General features: G+C 66.1%; 11 protein-coding genes. 3 read left to right on the plus strand and 8 right to left on the minus strand.

Features of this window, described 5'->3' with window-relative positions; genetic code table 11:
• Positions 1-4: 4 nt before the first annotated feature.
• The 5 genes from malQ to LRP66_RS00790 form a co-directional block, all read right to left on the minus strand.
• Entirely contained in the window at positions 5-1,903 is a 1,899-nt protein-coding gene (gene malQ, locus LRP66_RS00770) for a 4-alpha-glucanotransferase (protein ID WP_230480533.1), read from the minus strand.
• Positions 1,900-3,597, minus strand: coding sequence for a malto-oligosyltrehalose trehalohydrolase (treZ, locus tag LRP66_RS00775; RefSeq protein WP_230480534.1), 1,698 nt, complete (start codon positions 3,595-3,597; stop codon positions 1,900-1,902). Before treZ ends, malQ begins: the two co-directional genes overlap by 4 nt.
• Positions 3,594-5,696, minus strand: a complete 2,103-nt coding sequence (gene glgX, locus LRP66_RS00780; RefSeq protein ID WP_230480535.1) for a glycogen debranching protein GlgX — start codon at positions 5,694-5,696, stop codon at positions 3,594-3,596. The genes treZ and glgX overlap by 4 nt, the downstream gene beginning before the upstream one ends.
• Positions 5,697-5,816: 120 nt before the next feature.
• Positions 5,817-6,104 (minus strand): DUF2934 domain-containing protein, encoded by a 288-nt coding sequence (locus tag LRP66_RS00785; protein ID WP_230480536.1) that lies wholly within the window; start codon positions 6,102-6,104, stop codon positions 5,817-5,819.
• Positions 6,105-6,195: 91 nt separating this feature from the next.
• Positions 6,196-7,332 (minus strand): Gfo/Idh/MocA family protein, encoded by a 1,137-nt coding sequence (locus LRP66_RS00790; protein ID WP_230480537.1) that lies wholly within the window; start codon positions 7,330-7,332, stop codon positions 6,196-6,198.
• 144 nt (positions 7,333-7,476) lie between these two features.
• Between LRP66_RS00790 and LRP66_RS00795 the strand changes: the two genes are divergently transcribed.
• Together LRP66_RS00795 and LRP66_RS00800 are read left to right on the plus strand one after the other, a co-directional pair.
• Positions 7,477-9,282 carry a glycoside hydrolase family 15 protein gene (locus tag LRP66_RS00795; protein WP_268992421.1) on the plus strand — a complete coding sequence of 602 codons (1,806 nt, stop codon included), beginning with the start codon at positions 7,477-7,479 and terminating at the stop codon, positions 9,280-9,282.
• Between the two features lie 61 nt (positions 9,283-9,343).
• Positions 9,344-11,392, plus strand: a complete 2,049-nt coding sequence (locus LRP66_RS00800; protein WP_230480538.1) for an ATP-binding protein — start codon at positions 9,344-9,346, stop codon at positions 11,390-11,392.
• A 12-nt stretch (positions 11,393-11,404) separates the two neighbouring features.
• On the opposite strand, the gene LRP66_RS00805 is transcribed toward LRP66_RS00800, so the two are convergent.
• The 3 genes from LRP66_RS00805 to LRP66_RS00815 all read right to left on the minus strand — a co-directional run bounded on the left by LRP66_RS00805 (position 11,405) and on the right by LRP66_RS00815 (position 13,627).
• A complete protein-coding gene (locus LRP66_RS00805) occupies positions 11,405-11,677 on the minus strand; it encodes a DUF1488 family protein (RefSeq protein ID WP_230480539.1) in 273 nt (90 codons plus the stop codon).
• Positions 11,678-11,742: 65 nt separating this feature from the next.
• Entirely contained in the window at positions 11,743-12,174 is a 432-nt protein-coding gene (locus LRP66_RS00810; RefSeq protein ID WP_230480540.1) for a DUF2147 domain-containing protein, read from the minus strand.
• A gap of 118 nt (positions 12,175-12,292) precedes the next feature.
• Positions 12,293-13,627: an MFS transporter gene (locus LRP66_RS00815; RefSeq protein ID WP_230480541.1), complete on the minus strand. Its 1,335-nt coding sequence runs from the start codon at positions 13,625-13,627 to the stop codon at positions 12,293-12,295.
• A 171-nt stretch (positions 13,628-13,798) separates the two neighbouring features.
• On the opposite strand from LRP66_RS00815, the gene cyoA reads away from it, so the two are divergent.
• Complete coding sequence (cyoA, locus tag LRP66_RS00820) at positions 13,799-15,010, plus strand: ubiquinol oxidase subunit II (protein ID WP_268992422.1); 1,212 nt, start codon at positions 13,799-13,801, stop codon at positions 15,008-15,010.
• The last annotated feature ends 11 nt before the right edge of the window (positions 15,011-15,021 follow it).

Below are 15,021 nucleotides of genomic sequence, written 5' to 3' on the forward strand. Positions count from 1 at the left end.
CGGATCAACGGGCGTTGAGGATGGCGATGCGGCGCTTGACCTCGGGCTCGGCAAGGCGATCGCCGAGATCGCCGGGCAGGCGACGCCGCCAGTTGGGATGCTCGTCGGTGGTGCCGGGAAGATTGGGCTGTTCGTCCAGCCCTAGCAGATCCTCAATCGGCACGATGGCGAGCGGGCAGGGGGTGGCCGCCACGCCCTTGATCGCGGCATCGACGACGAATTCAGGCTCCTCCGGCTGCGGTCGGTCGTCGCCCAGGATCGACCAGAGCGACCGTCGCTCGGCGGCGCGGGTCTCGCTGTCCTCGGGCGACACCGCGCGGCCCGCGATCCGGGCGCGCCAATCCAGATCGCGCCCCTTCCACCAGCCTGCGACCGTGGGGATGTCGTGGGTCGCGGTCATCGCGATCGCCCTCTCGTCCCACTGCGGCGGTGGCACGAAAGCGCCGTCTTCGTCGCGCTCGAAGGGCAGGACCCGCATACCGAGCATCCCCGCCGCCGCCATCGTATCGCGAAAGCCGGGAGGCACCGTGCCGAGATCCTCGCCGATCACGATCGCCCCCCGGCCGTTATTGGCGCGGTGCGCCTCGATCTTCAGGATGCGCAGCATGTCGGTGAAGGGCATCGCCAGATAGGCGCCCTGATCGGCAGGCGCACCGTCCGGTACGACCCACAGGCGGCACAGGCCGAGCGCGTGGTCGATCCGCACGCCGCCCGCATGGGCGAAAACCGCGCGCAAGGTTGCGATGAACGGCGCGAAGTCCTGTCGGCGAAGCGCGAAGGGCGAGAGCGCGGTGATCCCCCAATTCTGTCCCTCGGGGCCCAACGGGTCGGGCGGCGCGCCGATCGACAGTCCGGTCAGCAGGTCCTGCGGTCTGCTCCACCCGTCCGCACCGTCACCCGCGACACCGATCGCAAGGTCTGCGATCAGGCCGATCGCCATACCGCTGCGCCGCGCCGCCTCCGAGGCGGCCCGAAGCGCGCGCTCGGAATGCCACTGCGCAAAGGCGTGAAAGCGGATGGCGTCGTCATGTTCGGCCGCGAAGCGTGCCACGGCCTCGTTCGATGGGTCGCGATAGGGCTCCGGCCAATCGCGCCAACCGGTGGCCCGGTCACGCCGATGGAAATAGGCATGCAGGGCGTCGTACCGCGCCTGTGCCTCGAGCCGTTCGCCGGCCCGCTCTCGCCACGCCTCGAAGGAGGCGCGTTCGGCATCGGGCAACCGGTCGAAGGCGAGGCGAAGGTCGCGCATCCGGTCGGGTGCTGCGGTGGCCCAGTCGATCAGTGTTTCGCCCTGCGCGACCGGTTCACCGGCGGGCGCGAGCCAGACGTTGCGGAACAACCGGCTCGACGGAGCATAGGGACTGAAGCGCGACGCGTCCGCCGGGAACAGCGCATGAACCGGGCTGATCGCCAGTGCGGCGGCGCCTGCCTCGCCAAGGCTGGCGGCGGCGTCGGCAAGGCTTGCGAAGTCGCCAAAGGCGCCGCCCCGTTCCCGCAGCGAGGGGATCTGCACCGCGCTGCCCCAATGTCGTCCGTGCGGCGGCGCGGGACAACGATCGGGCGCGATGGCGAGCGTCAGATGCCGCTCGCCCTGTTCGAGCCGGTGATATCCCCATTGCGAGGGCGCGGTGAAAAGAACGCCGCCCGCGCCCTGGCGCAGGTCGATCGACAGGATATCCCCGTTTTCAAGCGTCAGCCGCGCCGGTCCGGTATGCCAGCCGGGCGGCAGGTCCAACGTGCCCCCGCGATCGCCCGAAAGGAAGCTCGGCTCCCCCGCCTCGACATCCAGACGGTCGAGGATGGCGGTCAGCACCGTGTCCGACACGCGCTGGGTCTTGCCCTTGGCGTCCTGCCATTCGAGCGACAATCCTGCCGCTTCGGCACGGGAATGGAGCTCGGTCATGACGTGATCCAAGCGGCGAAGCGATCGCCCTCGCGAAAGATCAACTCGCCCTGTTCGTTCCCGCCGATCGCGGCGGGCGTGTCGCCGAGATCGATCCGGATCGTCAGGATGGCGCCGTCCGCCATGCGCCAGCGCGCCTTGACCGCCGCCGCCCCCGTCACGTCGGCCGACAGACCTGTCGTGCCCTGCAGGCGCGGAACGATATGCGCGTGACGCAGGCCCAGCAATTGCCGGTACAGCGCGCGCCATTCCCCGGCGGCTTGGCCGGGTTCGGGCACCGATGCCTCGAATGTCGCGACGGCATTGGGATCGGGGATCCGCGCCCGGGCTTCCGGATCGGCGAAGGCGTCGAACTTGGCGAACTCCCGGCGGCGCCCTTCGCGCACCGCGTCGGCGAGATCGTCGTGGAAGTCGGTGAAGAACAGAAACGGGCTGTCGCTCCCCTCGTCCTCGCCCATGAACAATAGCGGGATTTGCGGGCCGAGCAGCAACAACGCGGTCGCCGCGCGCAGCCGCTCGCGATCGGTCAGCCGGATCAGTCGCTCACCCATGGCGCGATTGCCGACCTGGTCGTGATTCTGGAGGAAGGCGACGAAGGCCGTGCTGGGCAGGTCGGCTGAGGGCTTTCCGCGCGGCGCGCCGTCATGATTGGGCGATCCTTCTCCCTGATAGATGAAGCCTTCCTTCAGGCAGCGCGCGAGGCGCTCGGCGGGGCGGTCGGCGAAATCGCTATAATAGGCGCTGGTCTCACCGGTGAGCAGGACGTGAAGGACATTGTGGAAGTCATCGTTCCACTGCGCATCGTAACCGCCGGGGGTCAGGCGTTCGGCGTCGTTCTTCTCGTTTTCCAGCACCAGATGGATATGGCGCTCGGGCAAGGCGGCGCGGATCTCATGCGCCATTCGGTCGAGGAAACCGTCATTGGCGATGGCATGGACCGCGTCGAACCGCAGCCCGTCGATCCGATAGTCGCGCAGCCACATCAGGGCATTGTCGACGAAGAAGCGGTGCACCGGGTCCGCATCGACCGCCACCGCCCCGCCCCAGGGTGTGTCGACCTCCGGATGGAAGAAGGCGCCGGCATAGGCGTTCAGGTAATTCCCGTCCGGCCCGAAATGATTGTAGACCACGTCGAGAAAGACCGAGAGACCCAGGCCATGCGCGGTGTCGACCAGCGTCTTCAGCTCCGCCGGCGAGCCATAGGGTTCGGCCACCGCATAGGGCAGCACCCCGTCATATCCCCAATTGCGCGTGCCACCGAACGCGTTGACCGGCATCAGCTCGATCGCGGTGATCCCGGATGCGGCAATGGCCGGGAGCCTGTCGCGGATCCCCGCGAAGCCACCCAGCACGCCCGCATGGACCTCCAGCAGCACGGTCTCTTCCCACAGACGCCCGCGCCACTCGGTCGCGCTCCAAGCGAAGGCGGGATCGATGACCACGCTCCAGCCATGCACGCCGCCCGATTGCAGCCGGGACGCCGGGTCTGGAACCACCAGGTCTGCATCCAATCGGAAACGGTAGCGCGTGCCGGGCACTGCGGCGGCCTCGGCGGTGAACCAGCCATCGCCATCGCGGGTCATCGGCACCGATGGCGCGCCGTCGATCTCCAGCGTGACCGCGTCCCGGTCCGGCGCCCAGAGCCGAAACCGGGTATCGGCGCCCTCGCGCAATTCCGGACCCCAATGCGTCATGACGACACCGTGTCGCGCCACGTGATCAGCACCGCGCTCTGCGGTCCGACCTCATAGCTGTCGTCGATCTCGATCTCGCCTTGCTCCGGCTTGGCGCTGTCGATCAGCACGGTGCGAGTCGCGTGCGGCGGGGGCAGGGTGAAGGTGATCGGATCGGGGGATGCGTTGAGCAGCATGGAGACCGCCTCGACCCCGCCGTCCTCGGTCGCGTAGGCGCGGCGCATCATCAGTGCGCGACCTTCGGGATTGCCCCAATCCTCCGGGCTGAGCTGCTCACCGCGCTCGTCCCACCATTCGATGTCGTTGATGCCGTGGCCGGGCGTGTCCTGGCCATAGAGGAAATGCGGCGCGCGCAAGACCGGGTAACGACGCCGCAACTCGGCAAGCCGTGCGGTGAAGGCGATCATCGCCTCGCCATCATCCGACCCGGCAGCCTGCCAGTCCAGCCAGCTGATCTCGTTATCCTGGCAATAGGCGTTGTTGTTGCCTTGCTGCGTCCGGCCGAACTCGTCGCCCGCGACGATCATCGGCGTGCCGAGCGAAGCGAGCAGCGTCGTCATCATCGAGCGCATGACCCGCCCGCGTGCGGCCTTGATGCCCTCGTCCTCGGTCGGTCCTTCGGCCCCCCAATTGCGGGAATAATTTTCCGAATGGCCGTCGCGATTGTCTTCCTTGTTGGCCTCGTTGTGGCGCTGCTCGTACATCACCGTATCGGCGAGGGTGAAGCCGTCGTGCGCGGCAAGCATGTTGAGGCTCGCCCAGGGACGCCGCGACCGCCGGTCGAACAGGTCACCGGAGCCCGACAGCCGCGCCGCCAGCTCACCGCGCTGGCCGGGGTCGGCACGCCAGAATTTGCGCACGGTGTCGCGATACTTGTCGTTCCATTCCGAAAAGCCTGGCGGGAAATTGCCGAGCTGATAACCGCCCGGACCGACGTCCCACGGCTCGGTCAACAGCTTCAGGCGACCCAATACAGGATCCTGACGGAGCACGTCGAAGAAGGCCGAACCCGGATCGAAGCCGTCCGCCTCGCGGCCCAGCGTCAGCCCCAGGTCGAAGCGGAAACCGTCGACCCCGAAGCTCGTCGCCCAGTAGCGCAGCGAGTCCGCCACCATCTGGATGACCCGTGCCTTGGACAGGTTCAGCGTGTTGCCGGTGCCGGTGTCGTTGATCGTGTAGCGCGGCTGATCCTGGACGAGCCGATAGTAGCTGGCATTGTCGAGCCCGCGCCACGACAGGGTCGGGCCCTTTTCCGACCCCTCGCACGTGTGGTTATACACGACGTCGAGAATCACCTCGATCCCCGCCTTGTGCAGGCGGTGAACCGCGCGGCGCAGTTCGTCTTGCGTGTCGGTTGCGAAATAGGCCTGTTCGGGGGCGAAGAAGCCGAGCGTGTTATAGCCCCAATAGTTGCGCAGCCCCTTTTCCTGAAGGAAGCGGTCCTGGGTAAAGCTGTGGATCGGCAACAATTCAATCGCGGTCACGCCGATCCGCTTGAGATGCTTGATGACCGCCGGATGGCCGAGCCCGGCATAGGTGCCTCGTTCGCGCGGCGGCACGAGTTCCATCAGCTTGGTCAGGCCCTTGACGTGCGCTTCGTAGATGACGGTTTCCGACCACGGCGTATTGGGCTTCACGTCCCGCGACCAGTCGAAATGGTCGTCGACCACCACGGCCTTGGGCATGGCTGCGGCGCTGTCGCGCTTGTCGAAGCTCAGATCCTCCTTCTTGGACCGGATCTGATAGCCGTGCAGCGCATCGGTCCAGCGGATCTCGCCATGCAGCTTGCGCGCATAGGGGTCGAGAAGCAGCTTGTTGGGATTGAACCGGTGCCCGGCCTCGGGCTCATAGCGGCCGTGTGCGCGGTAGCCGTAGAGCAGGCCGGGACCGACATCGGGCAGATAGCCGTGCCAGACCTCGTCGGTGCATTCGGGCAGGGTGTAGCGCTTGAGTTCGCGCTTGCCTTGCGCATCGAAGATGCAAAGCTCGATCCGGTCGGCATTGGCGGAGAAGACGGCGAAGTTCACCCCTTCGCCATCGAATGTCGCACCCAAAGGATGCGCGGAGCCGGAATGGATCTGGTCGGGCAATGCGGTCAAGTCAGGTCTCCGGCAAAAGTCGAGCGACTATGCGTTGGGTCAAAACGGCAGTGATGCGGGAAACGCGGGTGCTCGCCGCGAGGACGTTCCGACGTTCGGAGCGCCCTTGCGGCGATCGATTCAATCCGCCTTGGTGGCGCGGGGCTTGCGCGCCTTGGGCTTGGCCATCTGTTCGGGCGCCCCAGCGTCGGTCTGGGCGGCCGAGGCGTCGGATGGCTCGGCCTTCTTGCGCCGTGTGCCGCCGGCCTTGGGACCAGCCGCCGGCTTCGGCTCTGCGCCCTCCGACGTGGCGGGCGCGACCTCGCGTTCGGCCTGTTCCCAATGGTCGCGGTCACGGCCATGCGGCTCGCCCTCGGACTGCCAGATATCATAGGCCCGCTGGCGAAGCTGTTCTTCCCGATTGTCCACCGTCATCTCCCTGATGCGACGAGTCTTATGTCATCGCGAGCGTAACGATTGATGGCGCAATTCCGCTCCGCCGGAAACGCCCTGATGCCGATCAATTCTTTCCGGTCGGCGACTTGGCCTTTACCGGCTCGGGTGGCTTGACCGCGCCCAGCGTCTGGCGCTGGCTGGCGGGATCGATGCGGCGGGTGCGGGTAAAGGGCGGAAGTTCGACGCGGCCACCCGTCTCGATGGCTTTCACGATGCCCTCGATCACCCGAAGATCCGACAGGCCCTCTTCGGCATCCGGCTCGGGATCGCGGTCGTTCAGGATGCAGTCGGAGAAGTAGCGCATCTCGCCGCCGAAATGGTCGGTATGCTTGAACGCTTCGTGACTCTGCTTGTCGCCGATCGTGACATTCTGTTCGAGCGCCGACTGGAAGCCATAGGCCGGGCTCATGTGGATCGAACCCTTCATGCCCGCGATGATCAGGCTGTCGACATTGTTCATCGCATAGCTGACCGTGAAGCTGGCGAGCTTGTCGCCCGGCATCCGCAGGACGACGGCGAACGTGTCGTCCAGATCGCCCAGCCCGGCACCGGGCTGGCGGGTCGCGACGGCGCTTTCGACAGCGACGGGTTCCGCACCGAACAGATAGCGGATGGCGTTGATGGGATAGGGGGCCATATCGAACAACGGACCCGCCTCCAGGCCGTGCTTGGCACGATGGTTGTCCGGATCGAGCTTCTGCCCGAAGCAGGAGGTGAAGGCGACGAGTTCGCCCAGGTCGCCGTTGCGGATCTTCTCGATCGCGTCGAGCGTCGCCGGTTCGAAATGCAGGCGATAGGCGGTCATCAGCTTGGCCGTGGACCGGCGCTCGGCATCCTGAATGGCGCGCGCCTTCTCCACCGAGATTTCCAGCGGCTTTTCGCAAAGCACATGGACGCCAGCGTCCAGCGCGGGGATCGCGAATTCGGCATGGCGCCAGTTGGGGGTTCCCAGATAGATGGCGTCGCAGACATTGGCCGTCAGCAGCTTGTCGAACTCGGCATAGGAGTAGACATGCTCGACGCCATATTTCTTGGCGAGCAGACGCCCCTTCTCCGCATCGCCGGTGACGATCGCGGTCAGCTCCGAATTCCCGGTATGGCTGATGCCGGGCATCATCGCCGACTGGGTGATGTCACCCGCACCTACTACGGCGTAGCGAATCTTCTTCGCGCCCAATCCCAATGCCGATGCCAGGCTCATGCCGATACTCCAGATGACGATCCGGCTGCTGCAACGCGCAAATCCCGCGAAGGTCCCACGGAGACTTAATGGTTCTGGCGAGTTTTCCCGATCCTAACCTGCATCATTCTTTGCCTTTCCTGACATAGCGGAGCGAGCGCCAACGTGACCCTGCCCGATCAGCATGCCGATCCGCTCCGCGACGCCGACGGGTTCCTCGACCTCGAAAACTATGCCGCGATGGGGGACGGACGGAGTGTCGCGTTGAGCGGCGCGGATGGTTCGATCGACTGGTGGTGCGTGCCCAACATGGATTCCGCGCCGCTGTTCGACCGGCTGCTCGACGGCGACCGGGGCGGATGCTTCTCGATCACCCCGATCGAGCCCTTCACCGTCGAGCGCGCCTACCGGCCGAGCAGCAATGTGCTGGAGACCATCTTCACGACGCCGAGCGGACGCGCCAAACTCGTCGAGTCGATCAACAGCGGTCCGGCGGGACGATTGCCCTGGGCCGAACTGGCACGACGGGTGGAGGGGCTGGACGGCCACGTCCGCTTCGCGGTGACCTTGCGGTTCAGCCGCCGGGCCGACACGGTCAGCCCCTATTTCGCGCCTGCGGGCGGGCACAACGTCTTTCATGTCGACCGGGTGCTCGGCGTCTTTCGCCACTGCTCGAATGTGACGATCGACCATGTCGAGGACGGGCTGGTGACGGGCACGGCCGCCGTCGGACCCGGCGACCGGGCGCGCATCGCCATCATCGCGGGCGAGGACGAGCCACTGGTCTGCCAGGATATCGAGCAGATCGACGCGCGGATCGACCTGTCCGATTTCGAATGGCGGCAATGGTCGGAGAATCTGAAGGTGCCGGAGATGCACCGCGACCGCATCTTGCGCAACGCGCTTGCGCTCAAGCTGCTGCTCTATTCACCGACCGGCGCGATCACGGCGGCGGCGACGACCTCGCTGCCCGAAGGGATCGGCGGGAGCAAGAATTACGATTATCGCTACGCCTGGGTCCGCGACGCCGGCTACACCATCAAGGCCTTTCTGCGGATCGGCGCGCATGGCGAGGCGAAGGCCGCCTTCACCTGGTTGCTCAAGCGACTGGGGGAGGGCGATCCGCAGGTCTGCTACACGCTCGAAGGGCAACCCGTCCCGGCCGAGCGCGAGATCGCCGTCTGCGGCTATCGCAACTCGAAGCCGGTCCGTGTCGGCAACCTGGCGGGCGGACAGCATCAGCACGGGATCTACGGCGACATCTTCGAAACCGCGAGCCGGTTCGTCGCCTGCGGCAACTTCCTCGACACGTCGAGCGCCGAGACGCTGTCGCACCTCGCGGATGCCTGTGCCGACCGCTGGCGCCTGCCCGATGCAGGGATATGGGAACTGCCCGAGGAACGGCATTACACCATGTCCAAAATCAGCTGCTGGCAGGCGCTGGCACGCGCGGTCGAACTGGCCGACGAAGGGCAGATCCCGACGACCTGCCGCGATCGCTGGGCACGCGAACGCGACCGGATCGAAGCGTGGATCGGCGAGCATTGCTGGTCCGAGACGCGCGGTGCCTATCTGATGCACCCCGACAGCGACGCGCTCGATGCCAGCCTCGCACTGGCGGTGCGGTTCCGGTTCGACGGACAGGACCGGTTGGCGAGGACGCTCGACGCGATCGATCGCGAATTGGGGAAGGGGGCATTCCACTACCGCTACTCGGGGGTACACAAGGAAGAGGGGTGTTTCCTGGCCTGCACCTTCTGGATGATCGAGGCACGGGCGATACTTGGACAGCAGGCGGCGGCGGCAGCGGCGTTCGACGCGGCGAACGAGGCGCTCGACAGTCGCGGATGTGGCCTCTACGCCGAGATGATCGATCCCAGGACCGGCCACTATCTGGGCAACATGCCGCAAGGGCTGACCCATTTGGCGGTCCTTCAGGCGGCGGCGACGCTGGCTGGCGAAGAGCTGTAAAGCCGGGCGGCTCACCCCACCAAGGTGGCGCAGCCTCCCCCGACTTGCTAGCAGCCTGGTCATGACCGCCGAACCCCTCGATCCACAGCTTGCCTTTCTGGAGGGCGGTGGTGCCGCGACACGGCTGATCCTGGAGCGGGACTGGACGGGGCATCCGCTCGGGCCGCCGGAACGATGGCCCGAGGCGTTTCGCGTCGCCCTCAGCCTCGTGCTGAACTCGCCGGAGTCGATGATCCTGGCCTGGGGGCCCGATCTCCACTTCTTCTTCAACGAGACCTATTTCCCGCTGCTGGGGCCGCGTCTGTCCTGGGCGATGGGGTCACGTTTCGATGAGGTCTGGGCCGATGCACTCGAACAGGCGAGACCGATCATCGACGCGGCGCTTGCGGGCCAGACCCAGCGTTTTGTCGATCTGCCGTGGAAACTGGATACCGATCGGGGCGAGGCGCATACCTTCTGGACCTTCTCCTATTCCCGCGTGCTCGACGGGCGGGGCGAGGTCGCGGGCCTGTTCATCTTCACCAACGAGACGACGGCTCGCGTCCATGCCGATTCCGCACTGCGTGAAAGCCAGACCCAATTGTCGCTGGCGCTGGAGGAACTGCGCGCACTCAACGTCACGCTCGAACAGCGGATCGTCGAGCGTACCGCCGAGCGCGATCGGATGTGGGACGTGTCGCCCGATCTGCTGACCATCGTCGATACCGGGGGCATCATCCACCGGGTCAATCCGGCCTGGTATCGCTTGCTCGGCTATGCGCCCAACGACCTCATCGGCCACTCGGTCATGGATTTCATGCACGTCGACGACGTCGCCGACGCGCGCGCGGCACTGGCCGCCTCGTTGACCGGCAGCGTCTCGCGGGTGGAATTGCGTATGCGGCATGTCGGCGGGCATGACGAATGGATCGCCTGGGTCGGCGCCGCCAGCGCGGGCGAGGTCTTTGCGGTCGGCCGGCACATCACCCAGCAAAGGGCCGCCGAGGAGGCCTTGCGCGCGACCGAGGAACAGCTCCGCCAGGCGCAGAAGCTGGAGGCGATCGGTCAACTGACCGGCAGCGTCGCGCATGACTTCAACAACCTGCTGACCGTGATCCGGGGTTCGATCGACCTGATCCGCCGCGCCGACTTCCCGCCCGAGCGCCGCCAGCGTCATATCGATGCGATCGCCGACGCCGCCGACCGGGCTGCCAAGCTGACCGCGCAGCTACTGGCCTTCGCCCGGCGCCAGCCGCTGACGCCGGAGATCGTCGATGTCGGAGCCAGCATCCTGACCTTGGCGGACATGATCAGAACGCTGTCGGGCCCCGGCGTCGCACTCGACATCAATCTGCCCGAGGCGCCCTGCCACGCGCATGTCGACCGCAGCCAGCTCGACACCGCGATCGTCAACATGGCGGTCAACGCGCGCGACGCGATGGCGGGGCAGGGGCGGCTGACGATCCGGCTTTGGTCGGAATATGATGCCGCAGGACGTGGCCAGGTCCGCATCGCGATCACCGATACGGGCGAGGGTATTCCGCCCGAGAGGCTAGACCAGATCTTCGAGCCTTTCTTCACGACCAAGAAGCTCGGTGCAGGAACCGGCCTCGGCCTCAGCCAGGTGTTCGGGTTCGCCCGGCAATCGGGGGGCGATGTCAAGGTCGTCAGCCCGCCCGGCGAGGGCGCGACCTTCACCCTGTCGCTGCCCGAGGTCGACGGGCTGCCGACACCCGACCAGCGTCAAGGCCTGTCGAGGGAGGCGGGCCGCGCGGGTTGCCGCGTCCTGGTCGTCGAGGATAATGTCGAGGTCGGTCGCTTCGCGGTCGAGGCGTTGCAGACCCTGGGCTGCGAGACGGTCATCGCGAACAATGCGGCGGCGGCGGTCGCGGAGCTTGAACACGACGCCGATCGCTTCGACCTGGTATTTTCCGACGTGATGATGCCGGGCCAGTCAGGGATCGACTTCGCGCACGATATCAGCAGGCTCCACCCCCGGCTCCGTATCCTGCTGACCAGCGGCTATAGCCAGGTCATCGCGGACGAGGGGAGCCATGGCTTCGCCTTGCTGCGCAAGCCCTACACCTTGTCGGAGCTTGCGCAGCAGATCGACCACCTGTTCGGCGGATGACCCGATCGACGGTCAGTCGAGGTCATTCTCGCTGACGACGACCAGCGACTGTTCCATGTCGCGTCCGAGCGCGGTCAACGCCGCTTCGAGAATGTCGTCCGAATAGCGCTCGAACATCTCGATCGCATCGCCATCGGGCACATCGCCGCTCAGCGCCTCCAGCAGGTCATACTGGACGGCGAACTGATATTCCTCGCCCTCCATCTCCGCGACGAACTCGACCTGGCGCTCGGAGACATTGTCCTCGACCGTATCCTTGATGACCGTCAGCGCATCGTCTGCCATGGCGTTCCTTCCCTATTGCTTCCCGTGCGGGACGCGGCAGACGGGCTGGGGTTCCCTGGCCGACATCATTTGACACGCTGCCAGCGTTGCTGACGACAGCCCAGGCCGCCGAAGAGGCACCCCTCGCCGACGAGCGTGCGAGCGTCGACCTGGGTGATCGTCCCTTCGACTTCGCGACCGATATCGGGGATGAAGACCGTTCCCGCCCAGCGGCCGGGCTCCTCTTCCTCGAAATCGGCGAAGAGCTGCGTTCCGATCAGGCGATCGGTCCCGCCCCGCGCGGCATCCGCCTTCGCCTGTTCGCTGGCCCACACGACGGTCCCGCACATCAGTTGCGCGTCGCGACCACGTCCGCATGGGGCAAAGCGGACCTGAACCGTCTTGGACGGATTGGCCCAGATGCCGCCCGGCACGCGGGCCTCGGCCATGCCGGGAGCCATCGCGCCTCCCAGTGCCAGGACGGCGATCGCGGCCTTGCGCCAGTGGCTGAACGTCATGCGGCTTTACTCCTGGATCAATGCGTTACCAGCATGATGTAGGAAGCGATGCGTCCAAAGCAAAACGGCCGGTGGATCGCTCCACCGGCCGCTTCGGTATTCAAATGTGGCTAGTCGATCAGGACGCGCGCTTGGCGAGTTCCTTGTTGATGCCCAGCGCCGCCAGCGTGGCGACCGCGCCGGAGAGCAGGTACACGCCGACCGACAACAGGCCGAAATTGCTCGACAGCAGCAGCGCGGCGAGCGGCGCGAAGCCAGCGCCCAGCAACCATGCCAGATCCGAGGTGATCGCGGCCCCCGTATAGCGCCGCATCGGCGAGAAGCCCGAGTTGATGACACCCGAGGACTGACCGAAGCCAAGGCCGAGCAGCAGGAAGCCGAGGACGATGTAGATCGTCTCGCCGACGCCGCCCTGGCTCAGCAGCTGGGGGGCGAAACCGGCATAGGCGGCGATGGCGGCTGCCGACGCGCCCAGCAGGGTGCGACGGCCGACGCGGTCGGCGATCTTGCCCGAGGCGAGGATCGCGATGACCCCGACGATGCTGCCGATGATCTCGATCATCATGAAGTCCTGCGGCTTTTCACGATTGAACAGCACGACCCAGGAGAGCGGGAACACAGTGACGATGTGGAACATCGCGAAGCTGGCGAGCGGGGCGAAGGCGCCCAGGAAGACGGTGCGGCCCTCGGCACTCAGCGTCTCGCCGACCGGCGCGGGCTGAAGCTCGCGGGTCTCGAACAGCCGCTGGAATTCCGGCGTCGCGACGATCCGCAGCCGCGCGAAGAGCGCCACCACGTTGATCGCGAAGGCGACGAAGAAGGGATAGCGCCAGCCCCAGTCGAGGAAGTCGGCGGTGCTCAGCGTCGTCAGGAAGAAGGCGAACAGCCCGTTGGCGACCAGCAGGCCGAGCGGCGCTCCGAGCTGCGGAATCATCGCGTACCAGCCGCGACGGCGCTCCGGCGCGTTGAGCGACAGCAGCGAGGGCAGACCGTCCCAGGCACCGCCCAGGGCCAGACCCTGCATGATGCGGAAGATACCCAGCAGGACGGCGGCCGAGGTTCCGATCTGTTCGTAACCGGGCAGGAAGGCGATCGCCATGGTCGAACCGCCGAGCAGGAACAGCGCGATGGTCAGCTTGACCCCGCGACCCAGGCTGCGATCGACCGCCATGAAGATGAAGGTGCCGATCGGACGCGCGATGAACGCCAGCGAGAACAGCGCGAACGAGTAGAGCGTGCCGGTCAGCGCGTCGACATAGGGGAAGATCAGCGACGGGAACACCAGCACCGACGCGATGGCGTACACGAAGAAGTCGAAAAACTCCGACGTGCGGCCGATGATGACGCCGATGGCGATATCGCCCGGCGCGACATGATGCGGATCGCGGGCATTGACCAGTCGCGCGTCCCGCTCAAGGGGCGTCGAGGTCGATGCGGTTAACTCTGCGCTCATCGGCTGCCAGTCCTGACTTCTTACCTGTTACCAGGGCAACGCATGTGCGGTGCAAAAAGACCGCGCATGCCCGCCATTCTGGCTCGCCTATGCGCCTTTCGCGTCGCCACGGGGATTGGACAAACTGTCCAATGTGCGCAGGTGCAGCAAAGGCGTAGCGGCCCCTGTCATATGTCTCATTCGTCGAGCCTCGCGCGCCTGCGCCCTCTTCGCTGGGCCGCCTTGCCCATCCTGGCCATGCTGGGGGGATGCGACGCGGTCGTGCTCAACCCTGCCGGTGACGTCGCCGTGCAGCAACGCGATCTGGTGCTGATCGCAACGGCCCTGATGCTGCTCATCATCATACCGGTGATGGCGCTGACCGTGCTGTTCGCGTGGCGCTATCGCAAGAGCAACACCGAGGCCGAATATGATCCGGAGTTCGATCACTCGACCATGCTCGAGCTGGTGATCTGGTCGGCCCCGCTGCTGATCATCATCTGCCTCGGCGCGGTCACGTGGACGAGCACCCATCTGCTCGATCCCTATCGCCCGATCGAGCGGACCGCGCCGGGCCAGCCGGTCGCGGCGGGCGTCAAGCCGCTTGAGGTGCAGGTCGTCGCGCTCGACTGGAAATGGCTGTTCATCTACCCCGAGCAGGGTATCGCCACGGTCAACGAGCTGGCACTGCCGGTCGACCGGCCGGTCGAGTTCCGCCTGACCGGCACCTCGGTGATGAACGCCTTCTACATCCCGGCGATGGCGGGCATGATCTATACCATGCCCGGCATGGAGACGAAGCTGCATGCGGTGCTGAACCGCGAGGGCACGTTCAAGGGGCTGTCGTCGCACTATAGCGGCGCCGGCTTCTCGGGCATGCACTTCCCGGTCTATGCGCTGCAGTCGAGCGGGTTCGACCAGTGGGTCGAGACGGTTCGCGCGTCGCAGGCTGGTCAGGCCAAGGGCAAGGGGCAGCTTGATCGCGCCACCTTCATGACGATCGAACGGCCCAGCGAATATGTGCCCGCCATGTATTTCAGCGCCGTCCAGGGCGGCCTGTTCGATCGCGTCGTCAACCGCTGCGTCGCCGACAACACCCCCTGCATGTCGGACGTGATGATGCACGACCGGATGACCGGTGGCGGCGACCCGCACAAGATGAAGGTCGGCGAGGGCAATCCGCCCGTCAACAACACCGGCCCGATGCACGGTCCGCGGACCAAGGGCGCGCTCGAAAAGTCGCCTTCGGAAATCGAAGTCTCGCCGCACAACAGCAAGGAACCGGTTCCCTCAAAGGGTGATCAGGAACCGGGTGAGATGAAGAACCGTCGCATGACCCTCCTTTCCATCCCGCAGACCCCCGGCCCGCTGACCTTCGGTCATGTCGGTGCGGGTCGCGGCTGAGGCACGCCATC

This window comes from Sphingomonas sp. Leaf21, assembly GCF_916858675.1.
Classification (GTDB): Bacteria; Pseudomonadota; Alphaproteobacteria; order Sphingomonadales; family Sphingomonadaceae; genus Sphingomonas.

What these genes read in the sequence shown, in the direction of transcription:
- LRP66_RS00800 (WP_230480538.1), top strand. Translation starts at nt 9,344, where the DNA reads ATGACCGCCGAACCCCTCGATCCACAGCTTGCCTTTCTGGAGGGCGGT.
- cyoA (WP_268992422.1), top strand. Translation starts at nt 13,799, where the DNA reads ATGTCTCATTCGTCGAGCCTCGCGCGCCTGCGCCCTCTTCGCTGGGCC.
- LRP66_RS00805 (WP_230480539.1), bottom strand. Translation starts at nt 11,677, where the DNA reads ATGGCAGACGATGCGCTGACGGTCATCAAGGATACGGTCGAGGACAAT.
- LRP66_RS00790 (WP_230480537.1), bottom strand. Translation starts at nt 7,332, where the DNA reads ATGAGCCTGGCATCGGCATTGGGATTGGGCGCGAAGAAGATTCGCTAC.
- LRP66_RS00815 (WP_230480541.1), bottom strand. Translation starts at nt 13,627, where the DNA reads ATGAGCGCAGAGTTAACCGCATCGACCTCGACGCCCCTTGAGCGGGAC.
- LRP66_RS00810 (WP_230480540.1), bottom strand. Translation starts at nt 12,174, where the DNA reads ATGACGTTCAGCCACTGGCGCAAGGCCGCGATCGCCGTCCTGGCACTG.
- treZ (WP_230480534.1), bottom strand. Translation starts at nt 3,597, where the DNA reads ATGACGCATTGGGGTCCGGAATTGCGCGAGGGCGCCGATACCCGGTTT.
- malQ (WP_230480533.1), bottom strand. Translation starts at nt 1,903, where the DNA reads ATGACCGAGCTCCATTCCCGTGCCGAAGCGGCAGGATTGTCGCTCGAA.